This is a genomic window from Mycobacterium sp. 155 (assembly GCF_000373905.1).
In the GTDB taxonomy this organism is placed as follows: domain Bacteria; phylum Actinomycetota; class Actinomycetes; order Mycobacteriales; family Mycobacteriaceae; genus Mycobacterium.
In genome coordinates this window covers 2,787,561-2,806,859 of sequence record NZ_KB892705.1, presented here as the reverse complement: position 1 = coordinate 2,806,859, position 19,299 = coordinate 2,787,561, and the positions used below count along the sequence as shown (strand labels likewise).

The following is a 19,299-nucleotide window of genomic DNA, read 5'->3' as shown; positions in this document are numbered from 1 at the left end:
AAAACCCCTGAACCGGCGCACACCTCGCCGACGGGATAGTTGGCGCAGTGTTGTGCCGCCCGCATCCGAGTGCGTGCGGGCGGCACATCTGCAGGGTCTCGATGGCATACCGGTACGGCGGCGGCACGACTGCGGGTGACCTCAGTTGGCTCTTTATGCCCTTCTTATGAGAAATTTATGGGTATGGGTCGACTGTTCGGCACCGATGGGGTGCGCGGAGTCGCCAATCGCGATCTAACGGCCGAGCTGGCGCTGGCGCTGGGCTCTTCGGCAGCTCGTAGGTTGGGTTCTGCAGGTGGGGCGCGCCGCCGCGTCGCGGTCGTCGGCCGTGATCCGCGGGCCAGCGGTGAGATGCTGGAAGCCGCGGTGATAGCGGGGCTGACCAGCGAAGGCGTCGACGCGTTGCGGGTCGGGGTGTTGCCGACCCCCGCCGTGGCGTACCTGACCGGTGCTTATGACGCCGACTTCGGCGTGATGATCTCGGCGTCGCACAACCCGATGCCCGACAACGGCATCAAGATCTTCGGTCCGGGTGGGCACAAGCTCGACGACGCCGCCGAGGACCGCATCGAGGATCTGGTCAGCTCTGGCCCCGGGATGCGGCCGACCGGTGCTGGGATAGGCCGGGTGCAGGACGCCGAGGATGCCCTTGATCGCTATCTGCGGCATACCGGCAAGGCCGTCACCACCCGGCTCGACGGGCTGACTGTAGTGGTGGACTGCGCGCAGGGCGCGGCATCGGTAGCGGCGCCGCTGGCCTACCGGGCTGCGGGTGCCGATGTCATCGCCATCAACGCCGAGCCCAACGGCCTGAACATCAACGACGGCTGCGGCTCCACCCATCTCGACGTGTTGCAGGCCGCCGTCCGGGAGCATGGCGCCGACTTGGGCCTCGCGCACGACGGCGACGCCGACCGATGCCTGGCGGTGGACGCGGCGGGCCGCGTGGTCGACGGTGATGCCATCATGGTGGTGCTGGCGCTGGCCATGCAGGAGGCCGGCGAACTGACAGCCAACACCCTGGTCGCCACGGTGATGAGCAATCTGGGCCTGCACCTGGCCATGCGCGCAGCCGGCATCGAGATCCGCACCACCAGCGTCGGTGACCGTTACGTTCTCGAAGAACTCCGGGCCGGCGAATTTTCGCTGGGCGGTGAGCAATCGGGCCACATCGTGATTCCCAGTTTCGGTACCACGGGCGACGGCATCGTCACCGGTCTGCGGCTGATGTCGCGAATAGCGCAGACCGGGTCCACTCTGGCCGCGCTGGCAGAACCGATGCGAACGCTGCCGCAGGTGCTGATCAACGTCGAGGTCACCGACAAGGCGACCGTGGCGCTGGCGCCCTCGGTGCAGTCGGCGGTGGCCCAGGCCGAAGCTCAGCTCGGAGAGACCGGCCGGATCCTGTTGCGACCGTCCGGAACTGAGCAGGTGGTCCGGGTGATGGTCGAAGCCGCCGACGAGGACACCGCCCGCCGGGTCGCAGTCCGCGTCGCCGAGTCGGTCAGCGCCCAGAACTGAGGGAACCCCACCACGACCCGCTGCGTCTAAACCGGGCATGGGAGAAGTTGACGCCGCCCACGTCGATGTCGGGGGGCTGCTGCGGGCGGCACGCCAGTACGACGTCGCTGCCGGGATCATCACTGCCGGTGTCCGGACGAGGTTTCGGTTCGACGGTGCGATCGCCGGGCGAGCGCACACCTTTTCGGGTGACGCGCTAAGGACTGCGCTCGACGAACGTGCCGCCTCGTTGCGGCAATGGGCCCGAGCGGCTGGCGAGGTGGCCGCAATCCTGCGGAGTACCACCGACCGCTACGTCGCCGCCGATGCCGACGCCGCCGCGAGGGTGGGGTGAAAATGACCCAAACCGGCGACGTCGCGGCACGTTTGGCAGACGGGCAGCGTGCGGTCGATACTTTTGCCGAATTGGTCCTGGCCTGCGGACTGCTGGGTTATCGGCACCCGGACCTCACCGCACACCTCGGCCAGATGCATGACTGGTATGCCGCAGAAGACGGCTTGGATCTGCAAGCGCTGGACGCCGATGGCGCGGCCCTCGCAGGTATCGCGGGGGCGGCTGAGCGGGCGCTGCAGCTACAGGACGATCAACTGACCGCACTCGCGCAGGCGTGGCAGGGCGCGGGGGCGCAGGCAGCGCGCGAGTTCCTGCTCCGGCATGGTGGCGCGGCCCAGGAAGCCGTGGTCGCCGTACGTAGAGCCGTCGGTACCTTGGCCGAATTGCGCGATCAGCTGTGGCGGGCCATCGACGGCAAGGTCACGATCACCGAGCGGATCGAGGCGCGATGTGCGGAGCAACGCGGCGCGTGGCTGGCCGCGGCGCGCGTCGTCCGGACCGGTCTGGGTCGCCACGACGCCGCCAGCGAACTGATCGATACGCAGGTGAAGCCGTTCGTGGACAACGACATCGGCGTTGATTGGGTGTCCGCGATGCGGTCGGCGAGTACTTCGGTGTCGTATGCCTACGCCGCTGCGATCACGGAGCTCACCGATGGTCCTATACCGGTCTTCGAGATCCCCGGCGATCTTGGGCCGTCGTGGATGCCGCGCACGGGTCCGACGGTTCCGATTGATTCACCGGTGCGCACCGGCAGCACGGTCCCCGCCGGTTTCGTACCGTCCGACCGGACCGATCCGATGCCGTGGGTGGCCCAGGCGAGCCCGATGAGCATGCCGCCGATGGACCCTCAGATCGCTTCTGCTGCAACACCTCCCGCACCGCCGACCGTCGAACCGCCCGCATTGGTTACCGGTCCGGCTGCGTCTGATCCCGCGGCGGCGTGGGGTGCGCCGCTCGGCGGTGGACTGCCCGGGGCCGGGTTGTCCGGCATCGGCCAGCAACTCGCCGACCTTTTTGGCGGCTTGCTCGGCTCGACAGCCGACGGAGCATCGGGTTTGGCCGCGAACACGGCGCTGCCCGAGGAACTCGATGAGCCGGAGGTGTCTGATCTGGTCGGTGATGAGGACACATCCGACAAGCCTGATGAGGAAGAATCGAATGGCGCCGGCGCTGACCAGAAGGCTGAAGATGTTGCACCCGAGGAAGATTCGGATGCAGATGACGCTTCCGGTGACGAGGCGCCGCCGGAGGATACGGTCGAGGTACCGGCGCCCGAACCAGCCGAAACGTCGGTCGAAACCGCCGAACCGCCTGGTGCACCGCAGCCAGCACCGCCCATGGTCGTGCCTCCAGCCGCCCCGGCCGAGTCGATGGCGGCGCCCGCCAAGACGCCCTGCGAGATCGCCGCCGACGAGTTACCGCAGGTGGGTGGTTAGTGGGGTGATCGGATCAGGTACGGGTGGCAGCGCGGTCGGCGAGCAGGCCGTAGATGGGTCGTGACCGCAGGACCATGGCGACCAGTAGCGCAGTCGCGCATGCGCCGAGCATCGGTGGCAGTTGGTTGGTGGTGCCGGTGAGCTCTGTGGCGAGGATCAGACCGGTAACTGGTGCGTGCACGCTGGCGGTGAAGAACGATGCCATCCCGATCAGGGCGAGTCCCGCCGGACTGGGGGCGGCGTCCGGGACGAAGTGGGCGGCCACCAGTGCGACGATGAGCCCGGTGTCGGCACCGAGCACGAGCATCGGAGCGAACAGACCGCCCGGGGTTCCCGCTGCGTAGGACGCGGCACCAAGGACGAAACGTAACACCAGCACCCCGATGACAGCCCAAATCGTGCCGTGGCCCAGGAGTGCTTGCTGAGTCAGGTTGTCGCCGCCGCCGGCAAGGTCCGGCGCGCACCAGACGAGAATTCCCACACCCCCGCCGATGGCGGCCGCGCGCACTTCGACCGGCCATCGGCTGGTATCGGCCCTGTGCAACCCGAACATGATGGCCTTGTTGTAAAGCACGCCCAGAACGCCGGTGACGATACCGACGGCCACCACCCAACCGGCGTCGGCCAGACGGGGTTCGGATAGCTGCGGCATATAGAAATCAGTGCCGGAATGGATGAGCGGGTAAGCCACCACGAACCCAGACGCCGAGGCCACGAGGGTGGCGAGGGTAGTCCGGGGGTCAAAGCGTTTGACGAGCTCTTCCAAGACGAATACCCCACCGGCGATAGGCGCGTTGAAGGCGGTCGCCAGGCCGGCGGCTGCGCCGCCGGCGGCCAGAATCCTCAGGTCAGTCTGAGATCGACGGGTCAGCGAAGCGATGATCACTGCCACCGAACCACCCATCTGCACCGATGGCCCTTCACGGCCGAGCGCCAGGCCGGCGCCCAGCGACAGCAGACCACCGACGTACTTGATCGGCAGAATCCGGAATTTGCCGGGCTCGGCACGGCCTTCGACGACCGCTTCGACGCGCGGGATGCCGCTGCCTTCGGCATTCGGCTCGATGCGTGCCACCAACGCCGCCGCGACCATCGTGCACACGGCGCAGATGAACACCACGACGATCAGGCCCCACCAGCTGCCCTGGGCCCAACTGGACAGCGATTCACGCCACTGGCCCGCCTGGACCAGAAGCAGTCGGAAGCTGGCTGCGGTCAGGCCGGTCAGCGCGCCGACCACCGCCGCCGTCAGGACGAAGCCCACCAAACTCTCTGCGCTTTCGCCGCTGGCGTCGACCGGGTGCAGTGTCGGTTTCTGCCAGCCGGTCAAGGTACTGCGGAGCCAGCTGCGTGTCCGACGTGCCAAAATGCCCGCCTGTGTCTTTATCGCGTTGCTGACCACCGGGGGCGAGTCTAAAAGGTGGGACAGGTCCACGTGTGCGGTTGGATGGTGCCGCCGCGACATGCCGGTACGGCCGCCAAGTACTGCCACGTCATATCGGGTCACATTGCAGTAGTGCGCTAGCGAGATCGACCCGCTGCGCGCGGGCGACGATTCCGTCAGCCTGTCCCGTCACCACGACGAATTGACCCGCGTACTACTCAGCCCGCATCCCTGACGTCAGTGTCAATACTGTGGTTCTTTCGTTGGCCAGCGCCTTACCCTTGGGCAATCGAGGGTGGACGGACCCTAGTTCGGATGGTGCAGAGATGACGGCGGACGTGTCGTGCGGGTCATGCGGTACTGGATTGCGGGCGAACGCCAAGTTCTGTGACGAGTGCGGTACCCGCACCGGGATTTCGGCCGATACCCCGGAATACAAGCAGGTGACCGTGTTGTTCGCCGACGTGGTCCAGTCGATGGACATCGCCGCCACGCTGGATCTCGAGCGGCTGCGCGAAATCATGACCGAGGTGGTGGAGCGCTCGGCGGCCGTCGTGCGCCGGTACGGCGCCGGGACGGTGGAGTTCACCGGCGACGGGGTGATGGCGGTGTTCGGCGCCCCGGTGGCGTTGGAAGATCATGCTCTGAGGGCATGCTTGGCGGCGTTGGCAATTCAAGATGAGGCAAACCGACTGGCGGACCAGGTGGCCCGACGTGATGGGGTGGGACTGCGGTTGCGCGTCGGCGTGAATTCGGGTCGGGTGATCGTCGGGGCGCTCGGATCGGGGATGTGGGGGTACACCGCGACCGGTGAGCCCGTCGGGTTTGCGCAGCGGATGGAGTCGGTGGCGCCGGCGGGTGGGGTGATGTTGTCGGAATCGACTGCGCGGTTGGTCGAACGTGTCGCGCTGCTAAGTGAGCCGGAACTGGTGCGCATCAAAGGTGGTGACGCACCCGTCCCCGCGCGCCGGTTGCTTGGGATGGGTTCGGGCCACGGCGCGGTGCCGCGCCGAGAGGCGCGGCTGGTCGGCCGGCGGTGGGAAATGGCGGCGGTTGACGCGGTCATGGATCGCGCGACGGCAGGCCGCGGGGGTGTGGTGAACTTGGTCGGTCCGCCGGGTATCGGCAAGAGTCGGGTCGCCCGGGAGGCTGCCGCACTAGCGTCGGGCCGTGGGGTACAGGTGTTTTGGACCTTTTGTGAATCCCACGCTCGTGACGTTCCGTTCCATGCCGTGACGCGACTACTGCGCGAGGCCACAGGCGTGGTCAGCCTCGACGAGGACGCCGCCCGCGCCCGGGTGCGCGAACAAGTCCCGCAGGCCGACCCTCAGGATCTCCTCCTGCTCGATGACCTCCTCGGCATCGCCGACGCTACGGTGCCGCTGCCTCTGATCGACTCGGATGCGAGGAGGCGCCGGTTGACCGCGCTGCTCAAAATGGCGACACAGGCGCGCACCGAGCCGGCGCTCTACATCATCGAGGATGCCCACTGGATCGACACCGTGAGCGATTCGATGCTGGCCGATCTGCTCAGCGTCATGCCCCAGACCTCCTCGCTGGTGCTGGTCACCTTCCGTCCGGAGTATGAGGGCGCGCTCTCGGAGATGCCGAGCGTGCAGGCGATAACGCTTGCTCCTCTGGATGATTCGGATACCGCGGTGCTGATAGGCGAGTTGCTGGGTGCGGATCCCTCGGTCGGAGAGCTGGCGTTGATCATCGCCGAGCGCGCCGCCGGGAACCCGTTTTTCGCCGAGGAGATGCTGCGGGAGTTGGTGCAGCGCGGCGTGCTGACTGGCGAGCACGGCGGATACGTGTGTCAAGTGGATGTCGCCGAGGTGAGCGTGCCGGCCACAGTGCAGGCGGCCATCGAGGCCCGCATCGACCGGCTGACCTCAGCGGCCAAGCGCACGATCTACGCGGCGTCGGTGATCGGGGTCCGCTTCGAGGCCGACTTGCTGGCTGCGCTGGACATCGAAGTTGTCATTGGTGAGCTGCTGAACGCGGAGCTGATCGATCAGGTACGCGTGCACCCCGGCGCCGAGTACGCCTTCCGCCATCCATTGATCCGCGCCGTGGCCTACGAATCGCAGCTGAAATCCGATCGCGCCGGTTGGCATCGGCGCCTGGCGGTGGCCATCGAAGCGCGTGCCCCCGAGTCGGCGGACCAGAACGCCGCGTTGATCGCTGAGCATCTCGAGGCCGCGGGTGACCTGCCCGCCGCCTACGCCTGGCATATGCGCGCCGGCGCCTGGTCGACCAACCGTGATATCGGCGCGGCGCGGGTCAGCTGGGAGCGGGCCCGCCGCGTCGCCGACAGGTTAGCCAACGGCACCGGCACATTGGCGATGCGGATCGCACCGCGCACCATGCTGTGCGCCACCGACTGGCAGGCGCGAACATCCCAGGAAACCAGGGGTCGTTTCGACGAGTTGCGCGAATTATGCGACGCGGCAGGGGATAAGGTTTCGGTGGCCATCGGCATGACCGGGTTGGTGACGGAGCTCCTCTACGCGGAGCGGCCCGAGGGCTCGCGGCTGGCATCCGAGCAGATGGCGCTCCTCGAGTCGATCGGCAATCCCGCGTTGACCATCGGGTTGGCTTTCCTCCCGTTTGCCAACTGGTTCAGTGTCGGCGAGTTCGACGAGATCCTGCGGTGGTCACAGACCGCTATCGACCTGGCCGGAGGTGACCCCGCCATGGGCGCCGGCTTCGGTTTCGGCGCACCGCTAGCGGTTGCGCTGGCATTTCGCGGTGTGGCCGGGTGGTGGTTGGGCCGGGCCGGATGGCGGCAGGACCTCGACGCGGCCGTCGCGATGGCCCGAGACAGCGATGCGGAAACCTTCGGTGTGGTCGTCACCTGGGCTTACGGCACCGGTATGGTCGCCGGCGTGCTTCGGGCCGACGACTTCTTACTGCGGACGTTCACCGACGCCCTGCAAACCGCTCAAAGGGCCGGCAGCGATATCGGACTGCTCTTCGCCGAGTTCTCGTTGGGTGGTGCGCTGCTGCATCGGGATTCGGAGGCCGACCGAGACCGCGGGCTGGCACTGACCATGCAGGGGCTCGATTGGCAACGAGAGCGGATGCCCTCCCTCGTTCCGTCCACCACATTGTTGGTCGGTCGGGAGAAGGCCAGGCGCGGCGACCGCGAGGCGACCATTCCGGTGATGCGCCAAGCCGCGGACCATCTGTATCGGGCTGAGCGGTTCGGGTTTGGCGTTTTCGGCACCCAGGCGTTGGTGGAGACGCTGCTTCAACGTGGCTCCGAAGACGATCTGGCCGAAGCCGAGGCAATGATCGACCGCTTGCGCAACTGGCGGGCCGATCAAGATTCGGCGATCCGCGACATCACGCTGCTGCAGCTGCGCGCGCTGCTCGCTCGGGCCCGGGGTGACGACGTCGCCTTCCGGGCTCTGGTGGATCGCTATCGTGCGATGGCGGAATCCCTTGGCTTCGAAGGACATATCGACTGGGCCAAGGCGATGTGCGTCTAGTAGCGTCTGCGATCGAAGGCCCACGTGGGCAAGTCGATGCGCCGCGGTTGGGTGCCGTCGAACAGCGTCGCGACCACGCTGTGGTCGTCGCCGTATTCCTCCAGCGATTCCTCGATGCCGACTGTCAGCACTGGATCCGGACTGGATTCGATGAACGTACGGTATCCGTGTTCATACGACCATCGGATAGCTTGCTCGAACAACACCGGTTGCCGCAGATTGGCGAACCAATAATCGCCGTCGAGGATCGACGGGTCCAGTCCGGCGCCGGTGACTGCGGAGATGAACGTGATATCGCCGCCGTGCGGCCGTAGCCCTGAGAGGGAGTCCCGCAAGGTCTCGCGCAACTCCTCGACCGCGGCCGAATGCGACGCGTAGTTGACCGGAATCCGCATGACCGACAGCCCATCTCGTTCACATCTGGCCATCAGCTCGGCCAATGCGTCTGCATTCCCGGTGACGACCGTGCAGGACGGACCATTCTGCGCGGCGATGGAGATCGATTGACGCCATGGGCGGATGAGGACGTGAACCCGTTCGACGGACTGCGGGATCGAGACCATGCCTCCGGTCCCCGCAATCGCGCGGATCGCCTTGCTGCGCAACGTGACGACTTTCGTCGCGTCTCGCAACGAGAGCGCCCCCGCGACGTAGGCGGCGGCGATCTCGCCCTGTGAATGGCCCAGCACGGCGTCCGGCTGGATTCCCAGCGATTGCCATTGCGCGGCCAGCGAGACCATCACCGCGAACAGCACGGGCTGTACCACGTCGACCCGGTCGAGCCCGGGAGAGGCCACGTCGCCGCGCACGATCTCGAGCAGCGACCAGTCGACGAACTCGGCGAATGCGGCGTCGCAGCGTCGCATGTGGTCGGCGAACATCGGCGCGGAGTCCAACAGTTCGACCGTCATGCCCGTCCATTGCGATCCCTGGCCGGGAAAGACGAAGACCGTTCCCCTTGCGGCGGCGGCCTTTCCGACTGACTCGAACCAAGTGCGTGGGATGCGCATCGTCGCCCCTTCCAGGTGTCCTGCGAACAGACGAAGCCAGGATCAACCTCTGCGAGGGAATCGTCACGCCCGCGTGACATCCCGGGTGCAGTGGTGAACTACTGCACTCTCGATTCGTCTCAAGCGGCTACTACTTAGTGGTCCGGTGCGTAGGTTCGTCGGGGCGGCTAGCCCAGATCATCAACTCGGTACGAGCCAGATGCCCTTCAAACCCAAGCGATTCCGCGCGTTTGCGGTACCCCGGGGGTGCGGTCAAGGACGGCTGTCATCATCGGGCGGTTGTCGTGGGGGTAGCAGGCCGCCGAGTTCGTCGCGGCTGGTGGTTTCCGTCTTGAGCATGGCCCGGTACAGGTGGCTCTCGACGGTACGAACTGACAGCGTCAGTCGTTCTGCGACGGCTTGATTGGACAACCCCGCGGCGACCAGCATGACGATCTCTCGTTCTCGATTGGTCAACGGCAAAGTTCCGGCGGCGGCGCTGAGCGCGGGGGAGCTGACGCCGCCGCACCGCTCGGCGAGGGCTGTCGCGCGTGACGAGCAGGTCAGCGCCGAGCCTCGCAGCCCCTGGCCGCGGTACGTGCTGGCTGCGTGGGCGGCACAATCCACCGCGGCGACAAGGTCGCCCATGTGCTCGAATTCCACTGACAGGATGGCTAACTCGGCTGCATCGGCCCTGTCCAGGGCCTCGGCGAAGCGGGTCGCAAGGCCGGCGCGTGGTCCCTCGACGATCGATTCGAGCTCTCGCAACCGCGCTGCGCCGGAACGGTGACCGAACTGGGTTGCGGTCTGCAAGCAAGCCACCTCGGCGGCGAATTGCCCTTTTCTGCAGGCGGTTTCGGATGCCGACAGCAACAGGGCGATCGCCTCGCTGACGGCACCTTGGCCGGCGGCCACCCACGCCTGGGCGATGTTGCGTTCGCACTCCAACATCCGGAACGTGCGCGGCAGCTTCTCCAGTGTGGACAGAGCCGACGCCGCCTCTGCTGTTGCGCCGTGAATGGCGAGGGCTGTCGCGTGCGCGACCTTGTACCGATATCCCCAGCCGGTGGCGTACCCAGCATTGGACAGGCCCACCGTCGCCTGCTCGAGTAGCGCACCTGCGGTCTTCAACTGGCCCGCTCCGAGGGTCGCCCGGCCTGCCACGGCGGCTCCGAGCAGTTGGGCGGTGCCCGGGAGATTGGCGGCCTGCTCGCGCACGCGCTCGGCCACTCGCAGCGCGTCGCCGATGCGGCCGGACAGCAGCAGTGCGCTGACGTGTGCGTCGGCGATGTTGAATGTCATCTGCGGTGCGTCGAAAGACCGGGTCGCGACGGTGTAACCGGCCTCTGCGGCGGCGATGGCGGTGGCGGTCTGTCCCGCGTCGGCACATACCGTGGCGCGCACCCAAGCGATCTCGGCACCGACGATGGCTGGAAGGTGTTCGAGGGCAAGGCGTTCCGTGTGGTGTGCCGCCTCAATCGGGTCATCCATCGCAAACGAATGCACCGCCAGAAAGGCATCGGTATAGATGCGGGCCTGCGGTGAGCCGGTGCGGGATGCGTCGTCGACGAGGCGCTTGGCGGCTGCAGGGGAGCCGAGTACCCACAGCATGTTGCTGGCCCGCAGGAAGACCAGTCGCGCGTGTTCAGTCTCGGTCAGCGAGCCGGTGTCGATATCGGTGAGGACAGCGTCGGCTTGCTCCCCACGGCCGAGCCATGACAGTGCGTGCGCGCGAATGAAACCCGGCTCGGGTCCGGCTCCGGCTCGGGCTGCAGCGTCGGCGAGGCGGTCCGCGAGAGGCAGGTCTGCCAGCCAGACGGCGCCGCGGGCTGCCCGGACGAGCAGATCGCCGTCGGGCGGGAGGTCGGAATCCAGGCTCAATGTGGCACGCCGCACCACGACTCGAATGTCGTCGCGGTCATCGACTGCTGCCAGTTCGGTGGCGACCAATCCGCGCAGGCGCCGCAGCCGGGTAGCCGGTGCACGCCTGCGCCGGACCTCGCCGTAGAGCGGATGGGCGACCCGCACCTCGACCGCACCGGCAACGGTCTCCAGCGTGATCAGGCCGCGGGTGTCAGCCTCCTCGACAGCGGCTGCATCAGCGATGCGTCTCAGGGCCCCGAGTTCGATGGGCTCCCCGACCGCCAGCGAGTCGACCACGTCACCAACCGGCCCCGGCAGGGCGCCGATGCGGGATTCGATCAGCTCGACGAGGCTGGGTGGCATCACCGGATCGCCAGTCCACTGCCAAAGCCCGTGCTGTTGCACCAATCGGCCGTCGAGGATTTCCTGCTCCACGATGTTGCGCAGGTACAGCGCATTCCCTTGGGTCAATGCCCACAGGCGTGCGGCGGTGTGCGGGTCGATCGATCCGCCGAGGGTCGCCGAGAGGAGCGTTGAGGTCTCGTCCGCGGTCAGCGGCCGAAGGTCGAGCCTGGTGAACTGGCCGACCTTCAATATCTCCCCGATGGCGTCGGAGCTCGGCTCGTCGCGAACCGTCAGGATGACCTTCGCCGCGCCACGCTGTACGAGCTGATGCACCACGAACATCGACAGCTCATCGAGCAGGTGCACGTCGTCGACGCCTAGCACCACCGGGGCTCCATCAGGTGTAGCCGTCAGCGCCTCGATCACCGCGCGGAGCAGCTGAATTGTGTCGGTGGCGCCCGACGTGGCCCAGGCGGTGAACACGCCCAGAGGGACGGACTGAGCAGAGGAAGTGCCCACCACCCACCGGCATTCGTAGCCCTGTGACTCGGCGACCGCCAGCGCTTCCCGCGCGATCCGGCTCTTGCCCACACCGGCAGTGCCGCACATGAGGACACCGGACGAATCAGACGTCGACAGCGCGGCTTCGATGAAGCCCATCTCCTTCATGCGACCGGTTAACGGCCACGTCAATCGCACAAAAGGAGCTTAAGATCGCCGCGAATTTTCGGGGGCGGCTCTGGCGCAATGCGTCATCCCGGACAGATGAGAGCCGGCGCCGCCCCAGCTCGACGTAAAGGTCGTTCGAAGCTGCATGCAGCGACCTTTCCGTCGAATTCGCGGTGCGGTGGTCAGCCCTTGAGCAGCGCGGCGACCTTGTCCTCGAGCTGGACCGGCGGGGCTTCGGGATCGGCGAACCCGCTGCGGGGCAGCGCCGCCTCCGGGTCGGCGAAATAGCGGTAGGTCTTATCGCCGGTCAGAGCGGCCAGCAGGTACCCGGTGAGCAATGCCCGGACCGTTTTCTGCGTGCTGCGGTCCGGTCCGGGCAGCCCGATGAATCGGCCGAGCTTGCGGCCCTCCACCAGCCCGGCGGGCTCGGCCTTGTCCACAGTGCGCAGCGTCGCCCTGTGCCATGCGGCGGCCAGTTCGGTGGCGTTGGAGCGCAGGTTCAGCGAGTCGCCGGTGGCGGCGAGGATCAGCCCGGGTAGCTTCAGCGCTGCCGCCGGCTGCTCGGCGGGCGGCTTGGTGACCGTCGGGAAAAGCGCGGCCACCGCCTTCGGCGCCTGCGATCCGGACGCCATCCCGGCCGCCGCGAACACTGCCGCAGACCCGCCGAAACCATGGCCGACCAGGCCCCGCTTCGCCGGATGCACGCTGATCTTGCCGGGGCCCAGCCGGACACCGCTGACGATGTCCAACGTTGCGCCCAGATCGAAGGCGAAGTTCAGCACCGAGGGCGCTACGCCGGTTTCAGTGCTGGGTGCGGCCGCGACGATGCCCCAGGACGCCAGGTGTTCCAGGGTCCGCGTGTAGTTCTCGCCTTTTGCCAGCCAGTCGTGACCGAACGCCACACCAGGCAGGTTCAGGCCGGCCTCGGGCGTGTAGACGACACCCGGAACGCCGGCGAACGCCAGGTCACCGCGCAGTACGCGGTGCGGGCCGCGGCGGGTCAACGCGCTGAAGAGCTTCTTGGTGCTGGCCACGGGTTGACCGTAGCCCACGGTGCGGAATCGGTCACCGAATGTACTGGCAGGTGATTTGCGTCAACAGCTATCAGCACAGAATCGGACCCCGGCGCCGATTGCACTACCCTGGGAGTCTATGTGTGGAATCGTCGGCTACGTCGGGACGCGCCCGGCTTGCGGCATCGTGGTCGAGGCGCTGCGCCGGATGGAATACCGGGGTTACGACTCCGCGGGCATCGCGCTGGTTGACGGCCGGGGTGGGCTGACGGTACGTCGCCGTGCCGGTCGTCTGGTCAACCTGGAGGCCGCGCTCGCCGAGACCGACCCCGCCATGCTGACCGGCAGCACAGGTCTTGGCCACACCCGCTGGGCAACCCACGGCAGGCCCACCGACCGCAATGCGCACCCGCACCGCGACGCCGCGGGCAAGATCGCCGTAGTCCACAACGGCATCATCGAGAACTTCGCCGGCCTGCGCGCCGAGCTGGAAGCCGCCGGGGTCGAGTTCGCCAGCGACACCGACACCGAGGTGGTCGTGCATCTGGTGGCCCGGCAGTACGCCCACGGCGACACCGCAGGTGACTTCCCGGCTTCGGTACTGGCCGTGCTGCAGCGGCTGGAAGGCCACTTCACGCTGGTGTTCGCCAACGCCGAAGATCCCGGCACCATCGTGGCGGCCCGCCGGTCGACCCCGCTGGTGGTCGGCGTCGGCGACGGCGAGATGTTCGTGGGCTCCGACGTCGCGGCATTCATCGAGCACACACGCAACGCTGTCGAACTGGGCCAGGACCAGGCCGTCGTGATCACCGCCGACGGCTACCGGGTCACCGACTTCTTCGGCAACACCGACGTCGACTACCGCGAGTTTTACATCGACTGGGACCTCGACGCCGCCGAGAAGTCTGGCTACGACTACTTCATGCTCAAGGAGATCGCCGAGCAGCCGACGGCCGTGGCCGCGACCCTGCTGGGGCACTTTGTCGATGGCCGCATCGTGCTCGACGAGCAGCGGTTGAGCGATCAGGAACTCCGCGAGGTCGACAAGGTGTTCATCGTCGCCTGTGGAACCGCCTACCACTCAGGTCTGCTGGCCAAGTACGCCATCGAGCACTGGACCCGACTGCCCGTCGAGGTCGAGCTTGCCAGCGAGTTTCGCTACCGCGACCCCGTGCTGGACCGCAGCACGCTGGTGATTGCCATCTCGCAGTCCGGCGAGACCGCTGACACGCTCGAGGCGGTACGGCATGCCAAGGCGCAGAAGGCCAAAGTGCTGGCGATCTGCAACACCAACGGCAGCCAGATTCCCCGCGAGGCTGACGCTGTGCTCTACACCCGTGCCGGGCCGGAGATCGGGGTGGCGGCCACCAAGACGTTCCTGGCCCAGATCGCCGCCAACTACCTTGTCGGCCTGGCGCTTGCGCAGGCGCGCGGCACCAAGTACCCCGACGAGGTGCAGCGCGAGTACCACGAGCTGGAGGCCATGCCGGAGCTGGTGACCCGTGTGCTTGCGGGTATCGAGCCGGTGAGCCAATTGGCGCAGCAGTTCGCGCCGTCGTCGGCGGTGCTGTTCCTCGGACGTCACGTGGGCTATCCCGTGGCACTGGAGGGTGCGCTCAAGCTCAAGGAGCTGGCTTACATGCACGCCGAGGGCTTTGCCGCCGGTGAACTCAAGCACGGTCCGATCGCGCTGGTCGATGAAGGCCTGCCGGTGATCGTGGTGATGCCCTCGCCCAAGAACGCTCAGATACTGCACGCCAAGCTGCTCAGCAACATCCGGGAGATCCAGGCGCGTGGCGCGATCACCATCGTCATCGCCGAGGAGGGCGACGACACGGTGCGGCCGTACGCCGACCACTTGATCGAGATACCCGTGGTGTCAACGCTTTTCCAGCCGCTGCTGTCGACGATTCCGTTGCAGGTGTTCGCCGCCGGGGTGGCCCGGGCCCGTGGATACGACGTCGACAAACCACGCAACCTGGCCAAGTCCGTCACCGTCGAATAGCTTTCGCCATCTTGTTCACGTTCGGCGTCAGTGCCTAGCAGTCGGGCGGGCAATCGCCCGGTACTGCATCGCCCGGTTCACCAGATCCATGTCCGCGGCGTCGAGCGGGAGATGTTGCGACACGGACACGTCGAGGACGGCGTCGAACCGCTTCATGATCCTGCTGGCATCCATTCCGAACTGCGCCCGGGTGTTCTCCCTGTTGGGCTGTGACAGCAGATCGGAGTCCAACACGAAGCTGACGATGCATCGGTCATACCAATCGAGATGCATCTCCCGGTCTCCCGTCTGCTGAGTTGACTGCGACCCCAAGACCAAAAACTATTGATCGCCGTCTGATATATCAGTTCTCTTTAAACGGTACGGCAGGCTGTGGGGCCGGTCAAGGGTCAGGGCTGTTAGCCGGAGCGGTTACAGCCGATGGGTACCGGCTACCACGTGAGGGCGTACTCCCCGGCGGCTTCGATCAGCCACTCGGCGAGGTAGCGGGCGAACGACGACCGCACCAGGATGCGGTAGTCGGTTCCGTTGTCGGCCAAGGGGATTAGGACGACGGCGGCAAGCCCGAGCATGGTCTGCGCGGCGGTGCCCGGCGCGAAGACCGACGGATGCAGATCCAGTGAGCAGCCCTTGGCCAGCACGTCACGGGCATGGGCGCCACGCAACCGTAGCGTCGTGCGCTGTGCGGAGACGTCGACGGCCGCGCCGTCGAATTCGGCGACCACAGCCCGCAGCTGGGCTTCCAGCTCTTCACCGGGCCGTTCGGTGGAGGTGATGAGCCACTCGTCGGGCCCGAACCAGATCACCGTGGTGTCCGAGCCGTCCACCGCGGTCGACGGGGTGGTGGGCAACGCGTCGACACCGAGGACCCCCGCCGCGGCGGGGGCGCCTGCGCCGTTGGGATCGACCCACAGATCGACCATGGTGACGAAAGGCTCCTCCGCGAGTTGCGCCGAGGACGGCAGCTCGGCGAACCGAGAATGCCAGTCCTGCAGAGGGCTTTGGCGGTACAGAGTGTCAGCCATCGCGGCGTGCTCCTTCGGGATCGACCAGGACGCTGCTGGTGACCTCAACGGACACCAGCCTGCCGTCCACGGGAACGTGCAGGGTTTCTCCGATGCGGGCGTGCCCACCCTTGACCAGGGCCAGGGCGAACGGTCGGCCCAACTCCGCGCTGCGATAGCTGGACGTGACATGGCCAAGCATCGGCACCGGCGGCGGGGGAAGCACGCCTCCGGTGCAGGTCTCGATGATCTGGGCGCCTTCGGGAAGCACGGTCTGCGCGTCGACGGGCAGTAGCCCGACGAACTGTTTGCGCAGCGGGTTGAGGTTCTCGGCGCGGGTGAATGACCGCTTGCCGATGAAGTCCGGCTTCTTTTTCGACACGACCCAGTTCATGCCGAGATCCTGTGGGGTCACGGTGCCGTCGGTGTCCTGCCCGATGATCGGGTAGCCCTTCTCGGCGCGCAGCACGTGCATGGTCTCGGTTCCGTACGGTGTGATCCCGTACGGCTCGCCGGCAGCGATGAGGCGTTCCCACATCGCGGTCGCGTACCAGCCGCTGACGTTGACCTCGTAGGCCAGCTCACCGGAGAAGCTGACCCGCCCGATCCGGACGGGCACGCCGTCTTGTTTGTGCTCCTCGCGTCCGCCGTCTTGTTTGTGCTCCTCGCGTCCGCAGGCGACGGTGGTGTCGCGCCAGGCCATGAACGGGAACGCCTCGTTGCTGACGTCGAGATCGCCGAAGACGGCGCCGATCACGTCGCGAGACTTCGGGCCGACGACGGGGAAGGTGTGCCACTGCTCGGTGACCGAGGTCATCCGCACCCGCAGATGTGGCCACTCGGTCTGCAGCCATTCCTCCATCCACTCCAGGATGTGGGCGGCACCGCCGGTGGTGGTGAACACCTGGAATCGGTCGTCCGCCAACCGCATCACGGTGCCGTCGTCAATCACCATGCCGTCGATACCGCACATCACGCCGTACCGAAGCATGCCGACCTTGAGCGTGCTCATCATGTTGGTGTAGAGCAGGTCGAGGAATGCGCCGGCGTCGCGGCCCTGCACGTCGATCTTGCCGAGGGTGGAGCCGTCCAGGATGCCCACGCCGCCGCGGGTGGCCGCGCACTCGCGCAGCACCGCGGTCTCCATGCTTTCACCGTCCACCGGGTAGTAGCGCGGCCGCTTCCACTGGCCCACGTCTTCGAACACCGCTCCGCGGGCCACGTGCCAATCATGCACGGCGGTAACGCGTTCCGGGTCGAACATGTGACCCCGGCTGCGGCCCGCGAGGGCTGCGAACGCCACCGGAGTGTAGGGCGCGCGGAAAGTGGTGACACCGAGGTCAGCGACAGGGACACCGAGCAGCTCGGAGGTGATGCCCGAGGCCACGACACCGGACGTCTTGCCCTGGTCGTGCGCGGTACCGATGGTGGTGTAGCGCTTGATGTGCTCCATCGACTGCATGCCCGCGCCGACCGCGCGCTCCACATCGGCCACGGTGGCATCGCGCTGGACGTCGACGAACTGGCTGGCCGCGCCCGCCGGGTCGGCGACCCGCCACAGCACCATGCCGGCGTCGCTGTCCAGGATTGAATCAGCTTCGCCCGCAAACGGTTCGGCCTCGGCGGTGAATCCGAGCGAGCCGAGCGCGGCCGTCGCGGCCTTGCGTCCGCTGCGCAGGCAGCCGGGCAGATCGAACACACCGTTGGCAGCACCGACGACGTGGACACCGGACATCGGTTCACCGGGCACGAACGCGCCAAGGGCCTCGTCGTAACGCAGGATGCCGCGGGCCTGGCTGAAGAGGTGCACCGCCGGGTTCCAGCCGCCGCTGACCAGCAGTACGTCGCAGGCCACCGGGACGGCATGGGCGCTGCCGGAGCGGGCGACGAGCGCGTGGCTGACGCGGTCCTGGCCGCGGATTCCGCGCACCACCGAGTCGGTCCGCAGTTCGATGCCGCGGTCGGCGCATTCCTCGTACAGGCGCGCGGCGACGTCAGGGCGGGCGTCGACGATCGCGTCGACCGTCACACCGGCGGCGTGCAGCTCGAAGGCCGCGAGGTAAGCGCTGTCGTTGGTGGTGAACACCACCGCCTGCTCGCCGACCTTGACGCCGTAGCGGTTCAGGAAGGTCCGGGCACCGCTCGCCAGCATGATGCCGGGCCGGTCGTTGTCGGTGAAGACCACGGGACGCTCATGTGCACCGGCGGCCACGATGACCTGCCGGGCGCGGATGCGCCAGACCCGTTGGCGGCTGACCTGCGCGGATGCCGCGGCACCGAGGTGGTCGGTGCGCCGCTGCACCGCGAGCACGAAGCCGTCGTCGTAGTGACCGAACGCGGTGGTGCGCTGCAGATGCAGCACCTCGGGATAGGTGGCCAGCTCGGCGGTGACGTCGGCGACCCACTCCAAGGCGGGCTTGCCGTCGATGGTGTCGGTGCTGCCCAGCAGGGCCCCTCCGGCTTCGCTCTGCTCGTCGAGCAGCACCACCCGGGCGCCCGCGCGGGCCGCGGTCAGTGCGGCGGCCAGACCGGCGGGCCCGGCGCCGGCGACCAGCACGTCGGTGTGGACGTGAGTGGCGTCGTACTTCGCGGGGTCGGCGGTCTCGGCCAGACGTCCCTGGCCCGGGATGCCACGCGCCACGAGCCCGTCGAACAGTTCGACGGTCGTCGCGAGGAGCATCGGCTCGGGGAACGGGTATTCGATCTGGACGAGACCGCCGGTGTCCTCAGCCCACGCCGAGGTGAAGCCACGGGGCCGGCCCAGTTTGATGCTGGTGGTCACCTGGTGCACACCGTTGGCGAGCAAAGCGGAGGCGAGCGTGTCGCCGGCGTACCCGGTCAGTTCACGATCGTTGAAAGTGAAGGTGTGCAAGGTATTCCGGTCGATACGGCCACCGTCGGTTGTGCGCAATGGTGCGTTCATCAGCTCTCCCTCGATTCCCCGGTCGCTGCGCTCCTACCCACCGTCGGCTTCTGCTCGTCGGTGCGGTAGACGCGGTGGAATCGGTAGGTGGCGGTGTCGCGCAGCGCATTGAACCAGCGCCGGCAGCCGGCGCTGTGGGTCCAGCGCTCGGCGAACAATCCCTTGGGATTGTTGCGGAAGAACACGTAGTGGCCCCACTCCTCGTCGGTGAGGGCCTGTGGATCGTCGGGGTAGGCGACGTGTGCCTGACCGCCGTAATGGAACTCGGTCTCCTCGCGTGGCCCGCACCACGGGCATTCGATGAGTTGCATGGTGA

General features: G+C 67.2%; 13 protein-coding genes. 5 read left to right on the top strand and 8 right to left on the bottom strand.

Features of this window, described 5'->3' with window-relative positions; genetic code table 11:
* The first annotated feature begins 183 nt into the window (after positions 1 to 183).
* The 3 genes from glmM to B133_RS0113305 are packed head-to-tail and all read left to right on the top strand — an operon-like array spanning position 184 to position 3,294.
* Positions 184 to 1,521, top strand: coding sequence for a phosphoglucosamine mutase (gene glmM / locus B133_RS0113315; protein ID WP_018601755.1), 1,338 nt, complete (start codon positions 184 to 186; stop codon positions 1,519 to 1,521).
* A 37-nt stretch (positions 1,522 to 1,558) separates the two neighbouring features.
* The gene (locus tag B133_RS0113310; RefSeq protein ID WP_018601754.1) at positions 1,559 to 1,855 is read left to right on the top strand and encodes a type VII secretion target; all 297 of its coding nucleotides are present in this window, start codon (positions 1,559 to 1,561) and stop codon (positions 1,853 to 1,855) included.
* Between the two features lie 2 nt (positions 1,856 to 1,857).
* On the top strand, positions 1,858 to 3,294 hold the full coding sequence (locus B133_RS0113305) for a hypothetical protein (protein WP_026256390.1): 1,437 nt from the start codon (positions 1,858 to 1,860) through the stop codon (positions 3,292 to 3,294).
* A 13-nt stretch (positions 3,295 to 3,307) separates the two neighbouring features.
* On the opposite strand, the gene B133_RS0113300 is transcribed toward B133_RS0113305, so the two are convergent.
* Positions 3,308 to 4,660, bottom strand: a complete 1,353-nt coding sequence (locus B133_RS0113300; RefSeq protein ID WP_232423298.1) for a ClC family H(+)/Cl(-) exchange transporter — start codon at positions 4,658 to 4,660, stop codon at positions 3,308 to 3,310.
* A gap of 344 nt (positions 4,661 to 5,004) precedes the next feature.
* On the opposite strand from B133_RS0113300, the gene B133_RS0113295 reads away from it, so the two are divergent.
* The gene (locus B133_RS0113295; RefSeq protein ID WP_026256389.1) at positions 5,005 to 8,172 is read left to right on the top strand and encodes an adenylate/guanylate cyclase domain-containing protein; all 3,168 of its coding nucleotides are present in this window, start codon (positions 5,005 to 5,007) and stop codon (positions 8,170 to 8,172) included.
* Here B133_RS0113295 and B133_RS0113290 read toward each other — a convergent pair.
* The 3 genes from B133_RS0113290 to B133_RS0113280 all read right to left on the bottom strand — a co-directional run bounded on the left by B133_RS0113290 (position 8,169) and on the right by B133_RS0113280 (position 13,072).
* Positions 8,169 to 9,182 carry an acyltransferase domain-containing protein gene (locus B133_RS0113290; RefSeq protein ID WP_081618226.1) on the bottom strand — a complete coding sequence of 338 codons (1,014 nt, stop codon included), beginning with the start codon at positions 9,180 to 9,182 and terminating at the stop codon, positions 8,169 to 8,171. The genes B133_RS0113295 and B133_RS0113290 overlap by 4 nt on opposite strands.
* A 252-nt stretch (positions 9,183 to 9,434) precedes the next feature.
* Complete coding sequence (locus tag B133_RS0113285; RefSeq protein WP_018601749.1) at positions 9,435 to 12,038, bottom strand: LuxR C-terminal-related transcriptional regulator; 2,604 nt, start codon at positions 12,036 to 12,038, stop codon at positions 9,435 to 9,437.
* A gap of 182 nt (positions 12,039 to 12,220) precedes the next feature.
* The gene (locus B133_RS0113280; protein WP_026256387.1) at positions 12,221 to 13,072 is read right to left on the bottom strand and encodes a dienelactone hydrolase family protein; all 852 of its coding nucleotides are present in this window, start codon (positions 13,070 to 13,072) and stop codon (positions 12,221 to 12,223) included.
* A gap of 118 nt (positions 13,073 to 13,190) precedes the next feature.
* Here B133_RS0113280 and glmS point away from each other — a divergent pair, with 118 nt between their 5' ends.
* Entirely contained in the window at positions 13,191 to 15,056 is a 1,866-nt protein-coding gene (glmS, locus tag B133_RS0113275; protein WP_018601747.1) for a glutamine--fructose-6-phosphate transaminase (isomerizing), read from the top strand.
* Between the two features lie 27 nt (positions 15,057 to 15,083).
* On the opposite strand, the gene B133_RS0113270 is transcribed toward glmS, so the two are convergent.
* From B133_RS0113270 to B133_RS0113255, 4 genes are all read right to left on the bottom strand, one after another.
* Entirely contained in the window at positions 15,084 to 15,329 is a 246-nt protein-coding gene (locus B133_RS0113270; protein WP_157625867.1) for a hypothetical protein, read from the bottom strand.
* A gap of 158 nt (positions 15,330 to 15,487) precedes the next feature.
* On the bottom strand, positions 15,488 to 16,081 hold the full coding sequence (locus tag B133_RS0113265) for a sarcosine oxidase subunit gamma (protein WP_018601745.1): 594 nt from the start codon (positions 16,079 to 16,081) through the stop codon (positions 15,488 to 15,490).
* Positions 16,074 to 18,983 (bottom strand): 2Fe-2S iron-sulfur cluster-binding protein, encoded by a 2,910-nt coding sequence (locus B133_RS0113260; RefSeq protein WP_018601744.1) that lies wholly within the window; start codon positions 18,981 to 18,983, stop codon positions 16,074 to 16,076. The genes B133_RS0113265 and B133_RS0113260 overlap by 8 nt, the downstream gene beginning before the upstream one ends.
* The gene (locus B133_RS0113255; protein WP_018601743.1) at positions 18,983 to 19,294 is read right to left on the bottom strand and encodes a sarcosine oxidase subunit delta; all 312 of its coding nucleotides are present in this window, start codon (positions 19,292 to 19,294) and stop codon (positions 18,983 to 18,985) included. Before B133_RS0113255 ends, B133_RS0113260 begins: the two co-directional genes overlap by 1 nt.
* Positions 19,295 to 19,299 lie beyond the last annotated feature (5 nt).

Excerpts from the sequence above, each read along its gene's own strand:
- glmM (WP_018601755.1), top strand. The coding sequence starts at position 184 with ATGGGTCGACTGTTCGGCACCGATGGGGTGCGCGGAGTCGCCAATCGC.
- B133_RS0113310 (WP_018601754.1), top strand. The coding sequence starts at position 1,559 with ATGGGAGAAGTTGACGCCGCCCACGTCGATGTCGGGGGGCTGCTGCGG.
- B133_RS0113305 (WP_026256390.1), top strand. The coding sequence starts at position 1,858 with ATGACCCAAACCGGCGACGTCGCGGCACGTTTGGCAGACGGGCAGCGT.
- B133_RS0113295 (WP_026256389.1), top strand. The coding sequence starts at position 5,005 with ATGACGGCGGACGTGTCGTGCGGGTCATGCGGTACTGGATTGCGGGCG.
- B133_RS0113290 (WP_081618226.1), bottom strand. The coding sequence starts at position 9,182 with ATGCGCATCCCACGCACTTGGTTCGAGTCAGTCGGAAAGGCCGCCGCC.
- B133_RS0113285 (WP_018601749.1), bottom strand. The coding sequence starts at position 12,038 with ATGAAGGAGATGGGCTTCATCGAAGCCGCGCTGTCGACGTCTGATTCG.
- glmS (WP_018601747.1), top strand. The coding sequence starts at position 13,191 with ATGTGTGGAATCGTCGGCTACGTCGGGACGCGCCCGGCTTGCGGCATC.
- B133_RS0113270 (WP_157625867.1), bottom strand. The coding sequence starts at position 15,329 with ATGCATCTCGATTGGTATGACCGATGCATCGTCAGCTTCGTGTTGGAC.
- B133_RS0113265 (WP_018601745.1), bottom strand. The coding sequence starts at position 16,081 with ATGGCTGACACTCTGTACCGCCAAAGCCCTCTGCAGGACTGGCATTCT.
- B133_RS0113260 (WP_018601744.1), bottom strand. The coding sequence starts at position 18,983 with ATGAACGCACCATTGCGCACAACCGACGGTGGCCGTATCGACCGGAAT.
- B133_RS0113255 (WP_018601743.1), bottom strand. The coding sequence starts at position 19,294 with ATGCAACTCATCGAATGCCCGTGGTGCGGGCCACGCGAGGAGACCGAG.